The organism is Streptomyces sp. NPDC001493, from assembly GCF_053597235.1.
Genome location: NZ_JBSFHV010000021.1, coordinates 123,707 through 143,200 on the forward strand (window position 1 = coordinate 123,707; position 19,494 = coordinate 143,200).

15 protein-coding genes are annotated in these 19,494 nt (G+C 73.9%); 8 read left to right on the forward strand and 7 right to left on the reverse strand.

Annotation, left to right across the window (positions count from 1 at the left end):
* Positions 1-106 precede the first annotated feature (106 nt).
* Together ACWCWD_RS27265 and ACWCWD_RS27270 are read right to left on the reverse strand one after the other, a co-directional pair.
* Positions 107-3,334: a sacsin N-terminal ATP-binding-like domain-containing protein gene (locus ACWCWD_RS27265; protein ID WP_450776667.1), complete on the reverse strand. Its 3,228-nt coding sequence runs from the start codon at positions 3,332-3,334 to the stop codon at positions 107-109.
* Between the two features lie 233 nt (positions 3,335-3,567).
* A complete protein-coding gene (locus tag ACWCWD_RS27270; protein WP_450776625.1) occupies positions 3,568-4,500 on the reverse strand; it encodes a DUF3027 domain-containing protein in 933 nt (310 codons plus the stop codon).
* Positions 4,501-4,936: 436 nt separating this feature from the next.
* Between ACWCWD_RS27270 and ACWCWD_RS27275 the strand changes: the two genes are divergently transcribed.
* From ACWCWD_RS27275 to ACWCWD_RS27290, 4 genes are read left to right on the forward strand one after another with little or no spacing between them, the layout of a single operon-like run.
* Positions 4,937-6,415 (forward strand): MFS transporter, encoded by a 1,479-nt coding sequence (locus tag ACWCWD_RS27275; RefSeq protein ID WP_450776627.1) that lies wholly within the window; start codon positions 4,937-4,939, stop codon positions 6,413-6,415.
* 27 nt (positions 6,416-6,442) lie between these two features.
* Positions 6,443-6,922 (forward strand): DUF2771 domain-containing protein, encoded by a 480-nt coding sequence (locus ACWCWD_RS27280; protein WP_450776629.1) that lies wholly within the window; start codon positions 6,443-6,445, stop codon positions 6,920-6,922.
* Positions 6,923-6,969: 47 nt separating this feature from the next.
* A complete protein-coding gene (locus tag ACWCWD_RS27285) occupies positions 6,970-7,665 on the forward strand; it encodes a futalosine hydrolase (RefSeq protein ID WP_450776631.1) in 696 nt (231 codons plus the stop codon).
* Positions 7,649-8,539: a 1,4-dihydroxy-6-naphthoate synthase gene (locus tag ACWCWD_RS27290; RefSeq protein WP_450776633.1), complete on the forward strand. Its 891-nt coding sequence runs from the start codon at positions 7,649-7,651 to the stop codon at positions 8,537-8,539. Before ACWCWD_RS27285 ends, ACWCWD_RS27290 begins: the two co-directional genes overlap by 17 nt.
* 175 nt (positions 8,540-8,714) lie before the next feature.
* Here the strand turns inward: ACWCWD_RS27290 and ACWCWD_RS27295 are convergent, their stop codons facing one another.
* On the reverse strand, positions 8,715-9,098 hold the full coding sequence (locus ACWCWD_RS27295; protein ID WP_450776635.1) for a cold-shock protein: 384 nt from the start codon (positions 9,096-9,098) through the stop codon (positions 8,715-8,717).
* A gap of 166 nt (positions 9,099-9,264) precedes the next feature.
* Here ACWCWD_RS27295 and ACWCWD_RS27300 point away from each other — a divergent pair, with 166 nt between their 5' ends.
* Complete coding sequence (locus ACWCWD_RS27300) at positions 9,265-9,504, forward strand: hypothetical protein (protein WP_327176416.1); 240 nt, start codon at positions 9,265-9,267, stop codon at positions 9,502-9,504.
* Between the two features lie 129 nt (positions 9,505-9,633).
* On the opposite strand, the gene ACWCWD_RS27305 is transcribed toward ACWCWD_RS27300, so the two are convergent.
* The gene (locus ACWCWD_RS27305; RefSeq protein WP_450776637.1) at positions 9,634-10,290 is read right to left on the reverse strand and encodes an HAD family hydrolase; all 657 of its coding nucleotides are present in this window, start codon (positions 10,288-10,290) and stop codon (positions 9,634-9,636) included.
* A 127-nt stretch (positions 10,291-10,417) separates the two neighbouring features.
* The gene (locus ACWCWD_RS27310) at positions 10,418-11,680 is read right to left on the reverse strand and encodes a hypothetical protein (protein ID WP_450776639.1); all 1,263 of its coding nucleotides are present in this window, start codon (positions 11,678-11,680) and stop codon (positions 10,418-10,420) included.
* A gap of 72 nt (positions 11,681-11,752) precedes the next feature.
* Here ACWCWD_RS27310 and ACWCWD_RS27315 point away from each other — a divergent pair, with 72 nt between their 5' ends.
* Together ACWCWD_RS27315 and ACWCWD_RS27320 are read left to right on the forward strand one after the other, a co-directional pair.
* Positions 11,753-14,254 (forward strand): helicase C-terminal domain-containing protein, encoded by a 2,502-nt coding sequence (locus ACWCWD_RS27315; RefSeq protein ID WP_450776641.1) that lies wholly within the window; start codon positions 11,753-11,755, stop codon positions 14,252-14,254.
* 173 nt (positions 14,255-14,427) lie between these two features.
* Positions 14,428-15,309: a hypothetical protein gene (locus ACWCWD_RS27320; RefSeq protein WP_450776643.1), complete on the forward strand. Its 882-nt coding sequence runs from the start codon at positions 14,428-14,430 to the stop codon at positions 15,307-15,309.
* Positions 15,310-15,336: 27 nt separating this feature from the next.
* Here the strand turns inward: ACWCWD_RS27320 and ACWCWD_RS27325 are convergent, their stop codons facing one another.
* Positions 15,337-15,969 carry an RloB family protein gene (locus ACWCWD_RS27325; protein WP_450776645.1) on the reverse strand — a complete coding sequence of 211 codons (633 nt, stop codon included), beginning with the start codon at positions 15,967-15,969 and terminating at the stop codon, positions 15,337-15,339.
* A complete protein-coding gene (locus ACWCWD_RS27330) occupies positions 15,914-17,287 on the reverse strand; it encodes an AAA family ATPase (protein ID WP_450776647.1) in 1,374 nt (457 codons plus the stop codon). Before ACWCWD_RS27330 ends, ACWCWD_RS27325 begins: the two co-directional genes overlap by 56 nt.
* Before the next feature lie 412 nt (positions 17,288-17,699).
* On the opposite strand from ACWCWD_RS27330, the gene ACWCWD_RS27335 reads away from it, so the two are divergent.
* Positions 17,700-19,361 (forward strand): DNA repair helicase XPB, encoded by a 1,662-nt coding sequence (locus ACWCWD_RS27335; protein ID WP_450776649.1) that lies wholly within the window; start codon positions 17,700-17,702, stop codon positions 19,359-19,361.
* The last annotated feature ends 133 nt before the right edge of the window (positions 19,362-19,494 follow it).

The window sequence follows — 19,494 nt, forward strand, 5'->3', positions numbered from 1 at the left end:
GGGGAGGGCGGACGAACGGACCCCGGTCACCCGCCGGCAGACGGCCGCCCGGCGGTGTCCGGCAGGCGGTTTCGGCAGGCGGTGAGGGGCCGGCCGTACCGGCGGCTCAGTCGAACCAGCGGTCCCGGGCCAGCTCCGCCGTACGGGACGGGTCCTCCAGGAGGGCGGCGACCTCGAAGCGGCGGGGCCACTGGCCCGCCGCCCAGGCGAGTCCGGCCGCCACCCCTTCCAGGGTCGAGGCGTGCACGGTGCCGTCGGGGGCGCGGCGCCAGTCCAGTTCGGCGCCTCCCGCGTGGAGTTCCTCGTGCTCGATGTAGGTCCCGGGCGTACGGTCGCCGAGCAGGACGCGGACGGACTCGGGCACCTCGTGCTCCTCGCCCTCGGTCTCCACCTCCGCCTCGATCGTCTCGCCGAGCCCGCGGACCTGGAAGAGCTCCGCGAGTTCGGCGGCGCGTGCCGGGGCGACCGGCAGCAGCGGCAGTCCTTCGGCGAGCGGGAGTACGTCGGGGGCGTCGGCGACGACGGCGTCCGCCGCGTCGACCACCTCCACCTCGCCGTCCACGACGGCCCGCAACGCGTCGGGCAGGGTGACCTGTTCGGGGTCGAGGTCGGCCAGCGCGGTGTAGAGCGCGTGCAGTTGTACGGCGGTCACCGGCCGGTCCTCGTCGGCGAGACGGCCCAGCAGTTCGGCGGCGCCGCCCGGCTCGTCGAGGAGGGCGTCGACCGTGGTGCGCACCCCGAGGGCGCGGAGCACCTGGGCGTCGTCGAATCCGGTGGCGTCCACCGCGTCGTAGAGGCCGGCCAGCAGCGGGTCGCCGCCCGCCGCGCGGACACCGGCCGGGCGGCGGCCCTCCAGTACGGGGTGGTCGCGCAGCCACCAGGCGGTGTACGGGCGCACCGAGCGGGTCGTACCGTCCGGGAGCAGCACCCGGACGGGCTGGGTCAGGGCGTCGCGGAGCGGCGGCCGGGAGAGCATGGCGAGCGCCTGCGGCCAGGCGTCGTCGGCGACGAGGTCGAGGTCGCGCACGGCGACGATCTCGGTGGCCACCGGCGGTACCGGGGTGTCGGGGAGCTGGTCGAGCAGGTCCTCGCACCAGACGTCGACGGCGTCCAGCAGTCCGGCGTCGTCGGGTTCGGCGAAGTCGCCGTCCCGGGGCTCCAGTTCGTCCGGATCGAGCACCACGTCGGTGGTGCGCACGAGCGCGAAGGTGGCGAGGACCCCGCAGGCGGTGAGCGGCTGCTCGCCCCAGCGGTCGGCCAACTCCTGGTCGCAGAAGGCGAGTTCACCCTCGCGCATGATCCCGGCGAACTCACTTCCAGGCAGCACGAGTTCACCGGCGGGCGCGGTCTCGCCGTCCTCGTCGGGCAGCGCGAGGGCGCCGAGCCAGGGTTCGTCGCCGGGGTTCAGTTCGGCTTCGCGTACGAGGGTGAGCACGGTCTCGACGAGTTCGTCGCCGTCCAGCGCGTCCTCGTCCCAGATCTCGCCCGCGTCCAGCGATCCCGCGACCGCCGCCCGAACCTGAGGGGTGGTCAGTACGGCGCGCGGGGTGGCGGGCAGTGCGCCGAGCTTCTCCAGGAGCGGGTGTGCGGCGTCCGGGTGGGCGACCTTCAGGCCGAGCCGGGCGAGGCGGGCGAGCACCGGGCCGGTCAGCGCGTCGGGCAGCGGCAGCAGCACCTGGCGGGGGCCGATGGTGGTGCGGGGCGGCTGCCCCTCGGGGGCGTCGGGCGCCCCGGCCAGCGGGACGGGCAGCCCGGAGAGGCGGTCCGGGTCGACCCCGGCGAGGCTGTCGTAGAACCGCCGCCACCAGTGCGGTTCGCGCTCCAGACCGGCGAGCCGGTCGATCGCCTCGGTCAGCGGGACCCGGCCCACGCCCAGGGTGCGCAGCTCGGTGCGGCGCTCCAGCCCGGCGGGGAGCAGGCACGGCAGGACCTCGGCGAGCACCCGTACGGTTTCGGCCCCGGCGCCCTCCACGATCTCGGCCTCCACGGGCCGCAGCGCGGCGGAGTCCCGGTGGCGTACGGCGTCCGGGGCTTCCGGATCCGCCCAGTCCTCGGCGGCCCAGTCCTCGGCGGCCCAGCGCTCGGTGACCGCGGCGGCCGGGTCGGCGGGCGCGGCCGGGGCCAGGAAGGCGACCCGGGGCAGCCGCTGGAGGATCGCCCCGCGCAGCGCTCCGTCCAGCGCGCCCTGGCCGAGCGGTCCGGGCACCAGGTCGAGGGTGCCGGTGGAGACGGGGTGCCAGTCGGCGAGGAGCTCGGCGTAGGCGTCGGCGGCGCGCTCCACCAGGAAGTCGGTGAGCGGGCCGGGCGCGGGGTGCCGGCGGGTGGGGTCCAGCGGCAGCGAGGCGATGAGCAGGGCGGGCACGCCGAGCGGTTCGTCGGTGGGCGTCGGGGCGTGCACCACGGGGGCGGTGGCGGGACGGCGGGGCGAGCCGTCCTCGTTCACCGGGACCGCCCAGGTGACCGACCAGTGTGGGCGCAGCCGCTCCTCGACCGGCCGGTCGGCGAGCAGCGCGGGCTCGACGGGCCCGTGATGGAAGACGGTGCGCCAGCGGTTGACGCCGTGCGCGGAGTCCTCGACGTGGATGTACGGGCCCTGCGCGGAGCGCCTCAACGTCCGTACGCCCGACGGGGTTTCGACGACGATCTCGTCGAGTCCGGTCAGGGTGAGGAGGAGTGCGTCGTCGATGGAGCCGAGCAGCCGCTCCACCAGGTCCTCGGCCGTGCCGTCGCGCAACGGCAGCACCACCACGGTGTCGTACCCCTCGGGCGCGGCGCCCTCGGCGGGCAGCGGGAGGCGCAGCAGCGGTACGTGGCCGTCGCGGCGCCGGAGTTCGTCGCCGAGGCCGGGGCTGCCGACGGCCGCGCCCTCCGCGAGGAGGCGGGCCTCGGCGAGGGACCAGCGGACTCCGCCGTGGCGGCCGAGGACGGCGGGCTCGTCGCTCACCGCGAGCACGGCGGCGAAGCCGACGCCGAAGCGGCCGACGGACGTGTCGTGGCCCTCGCGCTTGGCGGAGGCGCGCAGGGTGGAGAGGGATTCGACGCCGGCGGCGTCGAGCGGGGCGCCGGTGTTGGCGGCGGCCAGCACGGTGGGGACGCCGTCCCCGCCGGGGTGCAGGGTGAGACGGAGCCGGCCGGGCACCCCGGCGCGGGCGGCGGCGTCGGCCGCGTTCTGCGCGAGCTCCACGACGAGGCGGTCGCGGTACCCGCCGAGCGCGAGGTCCTCCTCGGCGTTGGCGTCCTCGCGGAACCGGGCGGGCCCGGCACCCCAGGCGTCGAGCACGCCGCGCCGCAGCCGTGCCGTCCCGAACGGATCGGCCCCCTCGGTCGCCTTCATGCTCACGCTTCGACTCCGCTCTGTTCCGCTGACCCGTCGGCCGTTGCCGCCCAGTGTGCGCCCGAACGTACCGCGCGGGGACGACAGCGCGGTCCACGGGAGCGGGAACAGCCGGTGGAACGGGGTGGAGCAGCCCTCAGTGGGGTCGATCGGCCTGGACCGGGCCGGGGCGGGCGCGCGGCACCGCGCGGTGGTCCCGGGCCGGCCGGGGTCCGCCGTGCGGTGCCGTTGCGTCAGGAGTGGCCGAGGTCGTCCGCGTGCGCGTCGGCCTCGTCGGGGACGGAGCCGCCGTCCCGCTCGGGGTGCAGCTGGTACGTGTCCACCCGCATGGTGTCGAGCGCGTGCGGGGCGGGCGTCGGCGGCTTCGGCATCACGGCCGCCTCGGAGTGGCCGCCGCAGCCGTACGCCAGCGAGACGACGTGGCCGTCGGCGGGGCCGAACTCGTTGGCGCAGACGCCGAAGGCCTGCCGCAGCGATCCGGTCAGCGGGACCAGGAACGCGCAGCTCACACAGGTCGCGGGGGCGGCCTGGGCCATCGGCGTCTTGGGGCCGAACTCCTCGTCCCAGCGGTCGGCCGCGGCGTGCAGGCCGTACCGGGACAGCACCCGCGCACGCCGCATGCCGAGCTCTTCGGCGACCGAGGCGATGGAGCCCCGGCCGATCGCGGCGGGCCGCCGGCCCGTCAGCTCGGCGTCCTCGGTGTCCGCGAGGGCGGCCAGCTCCTCGGAGACCTCGGGCGGTTCCGTCTCGTCGACGGTCTCGCCGGTCCAGCCGGGCTCCAGGCGGAGATCCTCGGCCTCGGTGGGCAGCAGGTCGCCGGGGCCCATGTCGCCGGGGCGCAGCCGCTCGCTCCAGGGCACCCACTCCGGGGCGAGGAGGGCGTCCGAGCCGGGCAGCAGCACCGTTTCGTCGAGCGTGACGTTCTTGGCGCGGGAGGCCCGGGCGACGGTCACCGCCCAGCGCCACCCCCGGTACCCGAACATCTCGCACTCGAAGTAGTGCGTGACGACCCGGTCCCCTTCGGCCACCACGGCCACGTGCTCGCCGACCTCGCCGGGGGCAGCGGCCTCCTCGGCCGCGGCGCGCGCGAGATCTACCGCTTCGGCACAGAGCCGGTCGGGAACAGGGGTACGGGCCGTACGGCTTCGCGTCGTCGCAGCACTCACAGGTCTCGCTTCTCTCCTACGCAGTCTCACGAGCGCGCCGATGGCTCCATCGATGTCCGATTTCAGCCATGACGGCTGTGGGCGGAGCGGACCTGGGGACCGCGTCGACGTCCACACCCGTTGTTGCCTGCCTCGGGCGTGCTTCTCGTAACCCATTCTGCGGGATCGCGGAGAGGCGCGCGGCCAAGAACAACCGCCGGTGGCGCGTAACGCACGCTACCCTCTCCGTCGCCCCGCGCCCACCTGCCCGTCCCAAACGCGACCTTTCCGATGCGTGACCCGGTGGATTCTCCGGGGCTCACGGCCGGGAAATTCCCGGCTTCCCTCCGGCTCACCCGCCCCCGGAACCCGTTCCGTACCGCCGTCCGCGCCCCGGTCCACGGACGCCCCGTGCCGTCATCGGTTCGCCGGAGGGAAGCTGGGGCAGGATGACGAAGTGGCTTCCGTCCGGTCGCACGACGTCTCCGGCCCCCTCCGCAGGGCGGGCCGGTCGATGCGGCGCGCGCTGCACTCGGGCTTCTTCGGCACCGGCCGGTCCATCCGCAAGGTGACGCACGCCCACGGTGCCGGTGAGTCCGGGCTCGGCAAGCTGATCGAGCTGCACGCCGTCAACGGCGCGGGCGATGTGATGATCACCGTGGCGCTGGCCTCCACGGTGTTCTTCTCCGTCCCGACCGACGAGGCCCGGGGCCGCGTCGCGCTCTACCTGGCGATCACCATGGCGCCGTTCACCCTGCTCGCCCCGGTGATCGGCCCGCTGCTCGACCGGCTGCCGCACGGCCGCCGGGCGGCGATGGCGGGCGCGATGCTGGTCCGCGCGGTGCTCGCGATCGCCATGTCCAGCGCGGTCGCCACCGGCGGCCTGGAGCTGTACCCGGCGGCGCTGGGGGTGCTCGTCTGCTCGAAGGCGTACGGAGTGGTGCGCAGCGCTGTCGTACCGCGTCTGCTGCCGCCGCGGTTCTCGCTGGTGAAGGCGAACTCGCGGGTCACCCTGGCCGGGCTGCTGGCGACCGGGATCGCGGCTCCGATCGGCGCCGCGCTCCAGATGGCCGGATCGGCGTGGCCGCTCGTCGGCGCCTGTGTGATCTTCCTCGGCGGCACCGTCCTCGCCTTCACCCTGCCGCCCAAGGTGGACTCCGCGAAGGGCGAGCGGCGGGCCCGCCTCGCCGAGGAGCACCGCACGGCCGCGGTGGCCGGCGGGGCTGCCCCCGCCGCCCGTGCCCGGGGTGCCAGGACCGGTTCGACCCTGCTCCGTACCGGGCGTTCCCGGACCAGGCCCCGGCGGCTCCGGGAGAAGCGGGAGCGGCGGGAGCGGCGGCCGGGGCTGCGGTCGGTGGGCGGTTCCGTGCTGCACGGGCTCCAGGCGAACGCGGCGCACCGCGCGCTCTCCGGCTTCCTCATCTTCTTCCTCGCGTTCCTGCTGCGGGACGAGCCGCTGTCGGGGCAGAGTGCCGCCGTCTCGCTCGGCATCGTCGGTGTCGCGGCGGGCGCGGGCAACGCCTGCGGTACGGCGGTGGGCTCGCTGCTCCGGGCGCGCGGCCCGGAGGTGATCGTCGCGACGGTGCTGGGGATCGCGCTGGGAGCGGCGGTGCTGGCCGCGCTGTTCTTCTCGACGGTGTTCGTCGCGGTGCTCGGTGCGGTCGCCGGCTTCACCCAGGCGCTGTCGAAGCTGTCGCTGGACGCGATGATCCAGCGCGACGTGCCGGAGGAGGTGCGGACCTCCGCCTTCGCACGGTCGGAGACGATCCTTCAGATGGCGTGGGTGGTCGGCGGCGGCATCGGGATCGCGCTGCCGCTCAATGGAGTACTGGGCATGTCGGTCGCCGCCGGAATCCTCGCGCTGGGTGCCGCAACGTCCGTACGGGGTCTCCTGACCTCCGCGCGGCGCGGCTCACCGCACCCCCGCGTGGCGTGAAGCGGAGCGACCGATAGCCTTCGGCCCATGACCGTTGCGTTCTTCTCAGGTAAGAGCCGTCGAATCGGCGTCGCTCTTGGTGCCGTGTCCGCGGGACTCCTCGTCCTGTCCGCCTGCGACAAGCCGACGCCGCTCGCCACCGTGACGGTCGGCACGACCTCGGTGTCGACCGAGGCCGCCTGCTACAACGACGGCGATCCCATCAAGGAATCGCTGATCCAGGGCTGCCTGAACAAGAAGGCCGACAAGTCGATCGACGTCGCGATGGACGACCGGGTCCGCTTCGGCGTCGACCCGGAGGTCGCGGACAACGGCTGGACGCTCTTCATCGACGGCCAGCAGGCCGAGCAGGAGCCGTACAAGAAGACCTACCGGTCCATCACCGGCAGCGCGTTCTTCTCCAGCCAGACCGGCGAGACGAGCAACGAGACCCAGGTCAGCGTCGTCGAGACCGACGGTTCGAAGCTCGTCGGCATCTGGCACTTCAAGCTGAAGAAGACCGACTAGTCGGCCTTCCGGCCCCTGTTCCGCCCTCTCACCCCGGACGTCCTCTCGTGCGTGTGCTCGTCGTGACCGCTGTTCCCGCCGAACGGGACGCGGTCACACGCGCGTCCGGGGAGGCTCCGGAGGTGCGCCGGACGCCCGGCGTCGAACTGCACCGCACCGGCCCGCTGGACGTGCTGGCGGGCGGGGTCGGCCCGGCCGCCGCCGCCGCGGCCACCGCGTTCGCCCTGGCCTCCGGCCCGTACGACCTCGTCGTGTCGGCCGGGATCGGCGGCGGGTTCGCGCCCGCCGCACCCGTCGGCTCCCTCGTCGTCGCGAGCGGCATCACCGCCGCCGACCTGGGCGCCGAGACCCCCGAGGGCTTCGTCCCCGTCACCGGCCTCGGCTTCGGCCGGGTGCTCCACGTGCCGCCGCGCTCGCTGGTACGGGAGGTGGCCGCCGCCACCGGCGCGGCGGCCGGCACCGTGCTGACGGTGTCCACCGTGACCGGCAGCGCGGAGCGCGCCGCCGCCCTGCGGGCCGCCCACCCCGGCGCCCTCGCCGAGGCGATGGAGGGGTTCGGGGTCGCCGAGGCGGCCACCGCGCTCGGGCTGCCGGTGCTGGAGATCCGGGCCGTGTCGAACCCGGTCGGCCCCCGCGACCGGGACGCCTGGCGCATCGGCGACGCCCTGGCCGCGCTCACCGGAGCCTTCGGGAAGCTCATCCCCGTACTGGAAGGTTGGACCCACCATGACCGCAACGACTGACGGCGCCGCCGCTACCGGCACGGACGCCGCACTGAAGATCTCCTTCTCCCCCTGCCCCAACGACACCTTCGTCTTCGAGGCGCTGGCGCACGGCCGGGTCCCCGGCGCCACCCCGCTCGACGTCACCTTCGCCGACATCGACATCACCAACGGCCTCGCCGAGCGCGGCGAGGGCGACGTGCTGAAGGTCAGTTACGCGGTGCTGCCGTGGGTCCTCGACGAGTACGCCCTGCTGCCGTGCGGCGGGGCGCTGGGGCGCGGCTGCGGCCCGCTCGTCCTCACCCGTGAGCCGGGCACCGACCTGACCGGCAAGACGGTCGCCGTACCGAGCGAGCGCTCCACCGCCTACCTGCTCTTCCGCCTCTGGGCCGCGGAGACCCTGCCGGGCGGGGTCGGCGAGATCGTCGTCATGCCGTTCGACGAGATCATGCCCGCGGTGCGCGACGGGAAGGTCGACGGCGGACTCGTCATCCACGAGGCCCGCTTCACGTACCAGAACTACGGGCTGCACAACCTCGCCGACATGGGGCAGCACTGGGAGTCCACCACCGGGCTGCCGATCCCGCTGGGCGCCATCATCGCCAAGCGCTCGCTGGGCGCGGAGAAGCTGCACGCGCTGGCCGACTCCATCCGCACCTCGGTCCGGATGGCCTGGGACGACCCGGAGGCCTCCCGCGGTTACGTCCTGGAGCACGCCCAGGAGATGGACCCGGCCGTCGCCGACCAGCACATCGGGCTGTACGTCAACGAGTTCACGGCCGACCTCGGCGAGGACGGGTACGCGGCGATCCGCGGACTGCTGACCCGCGCGGCGGCGGAGGGGCTCGTCCCGGCCCTCGCACCGGACGCGCTGGCCTTCCCCGAAACCGCCTGAAGGGCTGGCGTACGGGGTCGCCTGAAGGGCTGCGTACGGGGTCGCCTGACGGCGCGTCGCCCGGGCCGTGCCCGGGGTTGAGGCGGTTTCCGGCCAGACGTACGAGGACGGCGGTCCCGGGAAGGGACCGCCGTCGTCGGCGTACCGGGTACGTGGCGTACCGGATGCCGTCCGGCTACACGTCGAGCTGGTCGGCGACCGCGCGGAGCAGTCCGGCGATCTTCGTGCCGGACGCCTTGTCGGGGTAGCGGCCCCGCTCCAGCTGCGGCGTGATGTTCTCCAGGACCGTCGTCAGGTCCTGGACGATCGAGGCCAGCTCGTCCGGCTTGCGGCGCTGGGCCGCCGCGACGGACGGGGTCGGATCGAGGATCGTGACGGAAAGCGCCTGGTCACCGCGTTGTCCGGCGACCACACCGAACTCGACGCGCTGGCCGGGCTTGAGCCCGTCGACTCCGTCGGGCAGGACCGACGAGTGCACGAACACGTCCGCGCCGTCGTCACGGGAGAGGAAGCCGAAGCCCTTCTCGTTGTTGAACCACTTGACTTTGCCGGTGGGCACTTCGTCCTCGTCCTCGTCGCTCGTCGATGCGCGGGGAGCCGGTGAACGGCTCCGGATAGCAGGAGAGCGGGCCGCCAGGACCCGCCGATCTTCAGGCTAGTGGCCCCTGAGCCCGGGACAAGACGTCGCCGGGCCATTGTCTGTCAGCGGGAACTACCCTTGCCGGGTGAGCACTACTCCTTCAGGCGCGGGCGACCGACTGGTCCGGATCGGCGCCATCGTCTTCTTCGTCGGCGCACTGGCCACCCTGGTCACGGTGGCCCCACTGTTCCTCGGCACCGACCCCTTCCCGTCGATCGCGTACGCGGTCTGCATGCTCATGGGGGTCGGTTTCCTGATCGCCGCCGCGGGCGTCGTCCGCTCGGTGTGGGCGAACGCGCCGAAGCGGGCGGCGAGCCGCTCGTAGGGCACTCGTAGAGCGTGCGTAGGGCACTCGTGGAGCGCGCGTGGGGCATCGTGGAGCGCGCGCAGGGCACGGAAAAGGGCGGCGAGCCGCTCGTGGAGCCGCTCTCCGCCCCCGTGCGAGGCATGCTCGTTACGACGTGAGCGCGGCGCGCCCGGCCTCGTACCCCTGGAGCCAGTCCGGGAAGGCCGTGAGGTCGGCGAGGACCACGTTCGCGCCCGCCGCCCGCAGCTCGTCGGCGTCGCACGGGCCCGTCGTGACACCGACCGACACCGCCCCGGCGACCTTGGCGCCGCGTACGTCGCCGATGTGGTCGCCGACGTAGACCTGCGCGCCCTCCGCCAGCAGCGCCTCGCCCTTCCCCTCCGCCCAGAGGTTGCCGATCACCAGGTCGGGGGTGAGGCCGAGGTGGGTGAGGTGGAGCTCGGCGTTCGGCTGGTGCTTCGCGGTGACGACGATCGCCCGGCCGCCCAGCGCCTGCACCGCCTCGATCGCGGCCCGCGCCCCGGCCAGCGCCGTGGTGGGGGTGATCGCGTGGCGCGGGTAGTTCTCCCGGTAGTGGTCGGCGGTGGCGGCCACCCGGTCCGCCGGGAACCAGTTCGCCAGCTCGTCCTCGACGGGCGGCCCCAGCCGGCTGACGACCAGGTCGGCGTCGATGGGCACCCCGGTCTCCGCCGAGAGGGCCACGTAGGCGGCCTTGATGCCGGGCCGGGAGTCGATGAGCGTCATGTCGAGGTCGAAGCCGACCGTCAGCGTGTGCGAAACCATGTGCGAAGCCATGCCGTCCATTGTGCCGACCCGCCCGGCCTCGGTGCCGGGGCGGGCCCGGCGGCGGTACTCGGGGGTACGGGGCGGCGGTACGGGGGGGTACGGGCGGGCGGCGTACGGGCGTGCGCCTCGGGGAGGTACTCGCTCCTCAGCCCCGGGCCCGGCGTGCCCGCCACACCAGGTACAGCGCCGAGGCCACCGCCGCCGTGCGGAGCACCACCGGCCAGAGGCCCGTCAGCGCGTCGCCCATGGCGCCCTCGGCGATCGGTTCGCCCCAGCGCCCGCGCACCCGGCCCCAGACCCACACCACCGCCCCGGCCGCGACGGTGCCGGGCAGCCCCAGGGCGACCCACTTCGCCTCGGCCCGGGAGAGCGCGCGGGAGCTGTAGGCGAGGAGCCAGCCGCCCGCGAGGGCCAGCCAGGAGCCGATCACCGCACCGGCCACCAGCAGCGCGGCGGCGACGAGCAGCAGGGGGTGGCCGAGCCGGCGCCCGGCCGGGGCTGCGGGCGCGGCGGGAGCGGGAGCCGGTGCACGCCGGCGCATCCGGGGCAGCGGCAGGCGCCGGCGGGCGGGAGCGGCCGGGGCGTCCTCGGCCGCGCCGTCCTGATCGCCGTCCCTGCCGTCCCTGCCGTCCTCGCTCTTCTTGCCGTCCCTGCCGTCCTGATCGCCGTTCTCGCCGTCCTCGCCGTCCTCGCGGGGGCGGGGCGGGGGCTTCAGCAGGGCGGGGATCTCCACCCCGCCGACGAACCCCGGCACCCGTACCCCGTCGCCGAACTCGCCGAACGGCCCCGGTTCGACCCGCCACCAGTCGCGCTCGCCCACGGTCTCGCCGAGCCGGTCCAGGCCGATCACGTGCGGGGCGGAGGGGTCGGGCCAGTAACCGGAGTCGCTCGTCTCCGCCGCCCAGTCCACTCCGGACGAGCCGGACGCCTCATGCGCCGGGTGCGCCGCGTCCGGCCGGTGTGCGCCGTCCGTATCTCCCGCGTCTCCCGCAGCGTCCGTACCCCGCTCGCCGCCTCCCCTCTTCTTCCGGAACGGCGACGCGCCGCGCCGGGGCCCCGGTACCGGACCTGTCGGGGTGTCACCGGGTCCGGACGCCGTCTCCCGCGCGGAGGTCTCCGTACGCGGCGGCGGCAGCGGGGCAGAGGGCGGGGCGGCGGGCGGGGCGGGTTCGCCGGGGGCCGACTCGGCGGCGGCGGCGACCAGTTCGCCGGGATCGCCGAGGCGCCCGATGATCCGCCGCACGGCGGCGGGCGAGTCCGCCCCGGCCTTCCCGCGCTGTTTCTCGATCTCGTCGCGCACCTGGCCGACGAGCCTCATCCGGGCTCCTGAGGACAGTTGTTGTCGCTGCGCCAGGTCTCCGACACGGCTGAGAAACTCGTAGACGAGCTGGTCGCTCTCGATCCCCACGTGGCCCGTCCCCTCGGTTCCCTCCGGCTGACCTGCTCCGACCGTAGCGTTCCAGGGGCTACCGTGGGACGGATGGGGACGACCACACCACCGCGCACGCTCGCCGAAGCTCTGCGTGCCCGCGGCGACGAAGCGCTGGCCGGGCTGCTGCGCGCCCGTCCCGACCTGCTCACGCCGGTACCGGGCGACATCACCCAGCTCGCGACCCGGGCGGGCACCCGGGCCTCCGTGGTGCGCGCGCTGGAGCACCTCGACCGGTTCGCGCTGCAGACCGCCGAAGCCCTCGCGGTGGCCCCCGACCCGGCCCCGTACGAGACGCTGCTGCGGCTGCTGACCGGCGACGGGCAGGACGACGGCGCCCACCACGACGACGCCGGGGCCGCGATCACCGCGGCGCTGCCTGGCGCCCTGGACACCCTGCGCGAACAGGCCCTGGTCTGGGGCGAGGACGAGCGGCTGCACCTGGTGCGCACCGCGCGGGAGCTGCTCGCACCGTCCCCGCAGCACCCCTCCCCCACCGGTCTCGGGCCGACCGTCTCGGAGGCCACCGCCGGGATGTCGCCGGGCCGGCTCCAGGAGATCCTGACCGCCGCCGGGCTCCCCGCGACCTACGATCCGGTCTCCGCCGTGGCCGCGCTGACCGGCCTCTTCACCGACCGCACGCGCATGGCGGAGCTCCTGGACTCCGCGCCCGTGGAGGCGCTGTCGGTGCTGGACCGGCTGGTGTGGGGCCCGCCGTACGGCGAGATCACGCCGAACCCGACCCCGCCGGTCCGCTGGCTGCGCGACCGGGGGCTGCTGCTCCCGGTGTCGGCGCGCACCGTCGTACTGCCCCGCGAGGCGGCCCTGCACCTGCGGGCCGGGCGTGCCCACCGCGTACCGGAGCCGCTGCCCCCGGTCGTCGAGCCGGTCGCCGAACGTGATCCCCAGGCTGTGGACAGGGCGGCGGCCGGGCAGGCGTTCCTCGCGCTCTCCACCGTCGAGGACCTGCTGAAGCTCTGGAACGGCGGCGGTCCCGCCGTGCTGCGTTCCGGCGGGCTGAGCGTGCGCGAGCTGAAGCGGGTCGCGAGCGCCCTCGACACGACCGAGCCGGTCGCCGCGTTCTGGGTCGAACTCGCCTACGCCACCGGGCTGCTCGCCGCCGACGGCGAGACCGACGAACGGTACGGCGCCACCCCCGCGTACGACGACTGGCTCGAACTCCCCGCCGCCCAGCGGTGGACGCGCCTCGCGCTCGCCTGGCTGGCGGCCACCCGTACCGCCGGACTCGTCGGCGGCCAGGACGCCAAGGGCCGCGCGCTCTCCGCGCTCGGCCCCGAACTGGACCGCTCCGCCGCCCCCGACGTACGCCGCCGGGTGCTCGCCCTCTTCGCCGCGCTGCCGCCCGGCACCGCGCCCGACCCCGCGACCCTGCTCACCCGGCTGCGCTGGGAGCGCCCGCTGCGCGGCGGATCGCGCGGCGACGTCCATCCCCGGCCGGAGGGGACGGGCTCCAGTGCCCCCGGCGACACCTCGGACCTGCGGTCGCGCATCGCGCTGTGGACGGTCAACGAGGCCGAACTCCTCGGCATCACCGGCCGCGGCGCGCTCTCCTCCCAGGCCCGCGCCCTGCTCCCGCGCTCCCCGGAGGACTCCGCCCGCGCCGCTGCGCTGCTCGCCCCGCTGCTGCCGGAACCCCTCGACCACGTACTCCTCCAGGCCGACCTGACGGCCGTCGCCCCCGGGCCGCTGGAACGCCCGCTCGCCGACGTCCTGCACGTCCTCGCCGACGTCGAGTCCAAGGGCGGCGCGACGGTCTACCGCTTCACCCCCGGCTCGGTGCGCCGGGCGCTGGACGCCGGGCAGAGCGCCTCCGACCTGCACGCCTTCCTCGCCGCGCACAGCCGCACCCCGGTGCCGCAGCCGCTGACCTACCTCATCGACGACGTGGCCCGGCGCCACGGCCACCTCCGGATCGGCGCCGCGTCCTCGTACGTACGCTGCGACGACGAGTCCGTACTCAACGAGATCCTGGCCGACAAGCGCGCGGCCGTCCTGCGGCTGCGCCGCCTCGCGCCGACCGTCCTCGCCTCGCAGACCGACCCCGCGTCCCTCCTCGAAGGGCTGCGCGACCTCGGCTACGCCCCCGCCGCCGAATCCGCCGAGGGGGACGTCCTGATCACCCGCGCCGGTGCCCGCCGCACCCCGCCGCGTACCGCCCCCGTGCCCGTGCCCGAGGGCCCGCCGGTCCCTGACGACACCCTGCTCGGCGCGGCGGTACGGGCGATCCGGGCCGGTGACACGGCCGCCACGGTCGTCCGCAAGGAGCCCGCCGCCGACGAGGCCGGCACCCCGTCCGGCACGCTCCCGCGCACCACCCCGGCGGACACCCTCGCCACCGTCCAGGCCGCCGCCATGACGGGGTCCACGCTCTGGATCGGCTACGTCAACGCGGAGGGCGCCGCCAGCCAGCGCGTGATCGCCCCGGTACGGGTGGAGGGCGGCTTCGTCACCGCGTACGACCACACCGCCGACGAGGTCCGCACGTATCCGCTGCACCGCATCACGGGGGTCGCGGAGCTCGCGGAGGAGTAGGGGCTGCCGCCGGCCTCTGCCGGGTGGCCGGAATCCTCACCGCGCTGTTCCCAGGTGGCCGCTTCCGGCGTTGACTCGCCCGGAAGGATGCCGGTTCCGCCCCGGTCCCGGCGCCCGTGCGACCGCGCCCGAGACCGGCGCGGGGCCGCCGGGACGCTCGGGAGGGACGCCTGATGAGTTCTGCGAGTTCTGCGAATTCCGCACAGTCGGCCGACGCCATGACCCCGTTCGACGACACCTACGACCAGCCCGACCCGCGGGCGTTCTTCCGGGGGCTGGGGCCCTGGGGCTACCAGACGCCGCACCACGCCCAGAGCGTCTTCCGCCGCCTGCTCACCGCCCTCGCCCCCGGACCCGGCGGAGCCGATCCGTCCGCCACCACGGTGCTGGACCTCTGCTGCTCGTACGGCATCAACGCCGCCCTGCTCAACCACCACCTCACCCTGAGCGACCTCTACACCCACTACACCTCCGAGGAGGCCGCCGGGCTGACCACCGCCGGGCTCGTCGAGCGGGACAAGGAGTTCTACGCCGCCCACCGGCGCCCCGACGCGGTCCGCGTCCTCGGCCTCGACGCCGCCCCCAACGCCATCGCCTACGCCCGGGCCGTGGGCCTGCTCGACGACGGCTTCGCCGAGAACCTGGAGACCGCGCCCCCGAGCCCGGCCCTGCTGCGGGCCGCGCGGGACGTGCGCCTCATCACCGTCACCGGCGGCGTCAGCTTCCTCTCCCCCCGCACCTTCGGGCCGCTGCTCGGCGGCGCGGACGCCCCGGTGTGGGTGGCCGCGTTCGTGCTGCGCACCGGCAGCTACCGGCCGATCGCCGACTGCCTGGACGCGCACGGCCTGACCACGGAGAAGCACACCGCGCAGACCTACCCGCAACGCCGCTTCACCGGCGAGCAGGAGCAGCGGTACGCCGTCGCCGCCACCCTCGCCGCGGGCGAGGACCCGCTCGGCAAGGAGAGCGAGGGCTCCTTCCACACCGCGCTGTACGTGTCCCGCCCGGCGGCGGAGGCGGCGGGGAGCCCGCTGGGGTCGGTGCTGCATCCGTGAGGTGATCGGGGCGCGGGCGGCACCGCGCTACCCCGTGCGGCCCCTGGAAACCTTGAGCACCTCCACCAGCCGGTCCACGTCGGTCCACGGGTTCTCGGTGTGCCCGCTCGCCGCCCGCTCCCGGAGCAGTTCGGCTCGGCCCCTGGCATGGCCGTGGCCGGGCACCAGCGTCGGGTACTCCAGGTGCTTACGGGTGCTGGAGTAGCCGCATGCGCCGAGCTTCTCCAGCGCGAGCTGTGCCTGCTTCGACGTCAGGTATCCGGAGGCGTCCTGAAAGTGCAGCAGGAGCCACAGTTCGAAGCAGGGGTTGGACAGCGCGACCTCGATGCCGTTGCGCCGGGCCAGCAGAAGCGCCTCCGGCAAGGCCGGGTGCGGGACGGGTGCCTCCACGTCGATGACGCACCAGACCTCGTCGTACGGCGTGCAGCGGTCCGCCGGTGACCGGGCGGCGCGCTCCTTGTGCGCGATCGCGTCACGGACCAGGGACTTGGGCTCGCCGTACCCGCCGCCCAGTTGAATGGTGACCGGCAGGGCACGGAGTTCGGCCTTCAGACCCTTGAAGTACTGGTCCTCCGTGCGCTCCCCCTCGCAGTAGATGAGGAACCTACGCTGCTCCTCGCGTACGCCCTTCGTCCGCCTCAGCGGTTTTCCCCGCTTCACGCCCACCCCCGTGCCGGAAGGCTGCGGCCATCTCCCGCAGCAGGTCGTCCTCCAGATGCGGAACCGCGCCGTACCGGCCGCCCAGGTACCGCTTCTCCACGTTGTCGCCGCGCTCCCTGCCGGAGTCCCGCACGACGAATTCGGTGAGCGGGAACAGCCTGGTGGACAGGGAGTCCGGGTCCTTCTCGGTGAACCAGATCTGGTCCCGGAAGAGTTCCGTCCGCACGTTGCGCCCGAGCAGCGCGGCCTCGTGGGTGCTGAAGACGAGCTGCGCGCCCGCGGTGTTGGTACCGGGCGACTGGAACAGGCCGACCAGCGCGTCGACGAGGTACGGGTGCAGGCGCGCGTCGAGCTCGTCGACGCAGAGCACACCTCCCCCGGTCAGCGCCGTGATGACGGGCCCGATCAGGCCGATCCAGGTGCGCGTGCCGCTCGACTCGTGGGCGAGATCGAGGGAGAAGACCCCCTCGGCCGTACGGTGCTCGATCCGTACCTGCCTACGGGCCGTCTCCTGCACGTGGAAACTGTCCCCCAGCGCCTCACGGACAGCCTGCGCGACCCGTTTGCCGTTCTCCAGGACCTCCGGATCCCACTCCTTGATCTCCAGCCCCGACACCCCGAGGTCGGCGTAGCGGAGCAGCGTCGACATCGGCCCGTCCACGGCCCGTTCCTGATCCGACAGGCACAGGTCCACGGTCTGGTCCAGCCGCAGCGAGAAGTCCTCGTCCGTGGCCATCCGCAGTCCCGTACGGAACCAGTCGAAGACCTCGCCCAGTTGATCGTGGCCCTGGGCGGCGGCGACGGAGAGGTACAGGCTGTTCGGCCGGAGCAATTCGGCGATGACCTTGCGGCGGCCGGTCAGCCAGCGCCCGAAGGAGACCTCCGCATGGGCGTCGCGCTCGTAGAGCCGCCGCTGCCTGCCCTCGGGGTAGTAGTAGAGCCACTCCTCGGTGACCCGCTGGGAATCGACCGAGAAGCCGAACTGGTGGCGGACACCCTTCAGCACGAAGTCCACCGCGAAGGAACTCGGGTGCGCGGCGGTGTCCGCGCGGAGGGCGAACGGCCGACGAGGGACTCCGCCGCGCGGATCCCAGGTGCGGAACGAGGACAGGACCGCGTCCCGCATCCAGCCGATCGCGTCGATGACGTTCGACTTGCCCGACGCGTTGGTGCCGTAGACCGCCAGGACGGGCACCGCTCGCAGGTCACCGGGGGCGGTGGCCTCGGCCCGCTCGGTCCGCTCGTCCGAAACGACGAGCGACAGCTCCTGCTCCTCCCTGAGGGAGGCGTGATTCATCACCTGGAACCGCAGCAGCATGGCAGCTCCTCAACGCAATCGGCATTGTCGTTCAGAACTCTTTCTCGTCGTTTTTCGACGATACAGGCGGTCCAACGGCACTGACCAGACCTTTCACCCGGACGTGATCGGGCAACGCCGGGTGAGGCGGCCCGCCAGCCGCGACACCGGGCCGTGCGGCGTACGGCGCTCAGGTCCGGGGCAGCGGCTGAGGCGAAGGCGTACGGCGTTCAGGTCCGGGCCGGCGGCGGAGGCGTACGGGATTCCCCCGCCGCCGCCCCGCACCCGAGCACCGCCACGCGACGCCCCGCGCATTCCCGCACCGCACGCCCCGCACCTCACACCCGCCGCCACCCCCGCCGGGGGCGGGGATGCGGCACACTGGACGTTTGGCCGCATGGGCGGCCGTACCCCGGAGAAAGGGCCGCAGCGCGTGACCGGACCCCTCATCGTCCAGAGCGACAAGACACTTCTGCTGGAAGTCGACCACGAGCTGGCGGACGCGTGCCGCAGGGTGATCGCGCCCTTCGCCGAGCTGGAGCGCGCACCCGAGCACATCCACACCTACCGCGTGACGCCGCTCGGGCTGTGGAACGCCCGGGCCGCCGGGCACGACGCCGAACAGGTCGTCGACGCGCTGGTGGAGTACTCCCGCTACCCCGTGCCGCACGCACTGCTCGTCGACATCGCCGAGACGATGGCGCGGTACGGCCGTCTCACCCTGTCCAAGCACCCGGTGCACGGTCTCGTGCTGACCAGCACCGACCGGCCGGTCCTCGAAGAGGTGCTGCGGTCGAAGAAGATCACCCCGCTGGTCGGGGCGCGGATCGACCCGGACACGGTCGCCGTGCACCCCTCGGAGCGCGGGCAGATCAAGCAGACGCTGCTGAAGCTCGGCTGGCCCGCCGAGGACCTCGCCGGGTACGTCGACGGTGAGGCCCACCCGATCGATCTGGCGCAGGACGGCTGGTCGCTGCGGCCGTACCAGAAGCAGGCCGTCGAGGGGTTCTGGCACGGTGGTTCCGGGGTCGTCGTGCTCCCCTGTGGTGCCGGAAAGACGCTGGTCGGAGCCGGTGCGATGGCGGAGGCGAAGGCCACCACGCTGATTCTGGTGACCAACACCGTCTCGGCCCGCCAGTGGAAGCACGAGCTGATCAAGCGCACCTCGCTGACCGAGGAGGAGATCGGCGAGTACAGCGGTACGCGCAAGGAGATCCGCCCGGTCACCATCGCCACGTACCAGGTGCTCACCACGCGCCGTAAGGGCATCTACCCGCACCTGGAGCTCTTCGACTCCCGTGACTGGGGTCTGGTGATCTACGACGAGGTGCACCTGCTGCCCGCGCCCGTCTTCAAGTTCACCGCCGACCTCCAGGCCCGCCGCCGGCTCGGCCTCACCGCCACGCTGGTCCGTGAGGACGGGCGGGAGTCGGACGTGTTCTCGCTCATCGGCCCGAAGCGGTTCGACGCCCCGTGGAAGGAGATCGAGGCGCAGGGCTACATCGCGCCCGCCGACTGCGTGGAGGTACGGGTCAACCTCACCGACCACGAGCGGCTCTCGTACGCCACGGCCGAACCCGAGGAGAAGTACCGGTTCTGCGCGACCACCGTCACCAAGCGGAAGGTCACGGAGGCGCTGGTCCGCAAGCACGCGGGCGAGCAGACCCTCGTCATCGGGCAGTACATCGACCAGCTCGACGAGCTGGGCGAGCACCTGAACGCGCCCGTCATCAAGGGTGAGACGCCGAACTCGCAGCGCGAGAAGCTCTTCGAGTCGTTCCGGCAGGGCGAGATCAACGTCCTGGTCGTGTCGAAGGTCGCTAACTTCTCGATCGACCTGCCGGAGGCCACCGTCGCCATCCAGGTGTCGGGTACGTTCGGCTCCCGCCAGGAGGAGGCGCAGCGGCTCGGCCGGGTGCTGCGGCCGAAGGCGGACGGGCACGAGGCCCGCTTCTACTCGGTGGTCGCCCGCGACACCATCGACCAGGACTTCGCCGCGCACCGGCAGCGGTTCCTGGCCGAGCAGGGGTACGCGTACCGGATCGTCGACGCGGACGAGCTGCTGACGGAGAACACCGAGAACCCGGAGAGCTGAGGGTGGGCCGCGGGCGCCCTTACCCACCGGGGGGGTAAGGGGAACGACGACAGCACCGCGGCCCCCGTCGTCGCCCCCTCCGGAGCCACCGGCAAGGACGACCTCGCCATCCCGGTGGGAGCGAGCGACGCCC

Coding starts and splice junctions, on each gene's coding strand:
- ACWCWD_RS27290 (WP_450776633.1), top strand. CDS start 7,649: ATGACCGCAACGACTGACGGCGCCGCCGCTACCGGCACGGACGCCGCA.
- ACWCWD_RS27265 (WP_450776667.1), bottom strand. CDS start 3,334: ATGAAGGCGACCGAGGGGGCCGATCCGTTCGGGACGGCACGGCTGCGG.
- ACWCWD_RS27280 (WP_450776629.1), top strand. CDS start 6,443: ATGACCGTTGCGTTCTTCTCAGGTAAGAGCCGTCGAATCGGCGTCGCT.
- ACWCWD_RS27330 (WP_450776647.1), bottom strand. CDS start 17,287: ATGCTGCTGCGGTTCCAGGTGATGAATCACGCCTCCCTCAGGGAGGAG.
- ACWCWD_RS27320 (WP_450776643.1), top strand. CDS start 14,428: ATGAGTTCTGCGAGTTCTGCGAATTCCGCACAGTCGGCCGACGCCATG.
- ACWCWD_RS27305 (WP_450776637.1), bottom strand. CDS start 10,290: ATGGACGGCATGGCTTCGCACATGGTTTCGCACACGCTGACGGTCGGC.
- ACWCWD_RS27315 (WP_450776641.1), top strand. CDS start 11,753: ATGGGGACGACCACACCACCGCGCACGCTCGCCGAAGCTCTGCGTGCC.